At 66.1% G+C, this 501-nt stretch carries 1 protein-coding gene; it reads right to left on the bottom strand.

Features of this window, described 5'->3' with window-relative positions; translation table 11 throughout:
* Window positions 1–501 (bottom strand): hypothetical protein (locus AC1DYK_RS35655; protein ID WP_478170561.1); only part of this gene is annotated, 501 nt, incomplete at both ends.

Raw genomic sequence — 501 nt, 5'->3', positions numbered from 1 at the left:
GGCCGAACACAGCCGTGTTGAAGGTCTTCTCGTAGCTCTTGCCCGCCGCGCAGGTCTGCGGCGCTCCCAGCGTGTAGAACGCGTCGGTCACCGGGAATCCCTCGGAGTCGACCCCGCCGTACTGCTCGAAGTCGAAGCTCCACTTCACCTTGTTCGCTGCCGACAGATAGAGCGTGCGGGTGGTGGGGAGCTTCTGCTCCGTCGAGACGGAGACGTTGGAGAACGCTCCGGGCACATAGCCCCACGGGTTGAGCCCACCGGTCTTCCCGGCGGCGGAGGCACCGAGCCCGATCTTCACCTTGGCGAGCTGAGCAGTGGTGAAGTTCTTGGTGTAGCCGGTCGCGACCTGCTTCACCGGCCCGCCGAGCACGACGTTGTAGCCGGTCGATGAGCCCTTGGCCCAGATGCCGGACCAGAACTGGGACAGCGAGCCGTCGGTCACCTGCGCGCCCAGATGGGCGGTGCGGAACCCCTTGAACGAGCCGAGCCACCAGCCGAAGT

The sequence above is a fragment of the Variovorax sp. P2_H12 genome (assembly GCF_056403395.1).
The sequence above is the reverse complement of the archived record's forward strand: the minus strand, read 5'-3'. Positions and strand labels throughout refer to the sequence as shown.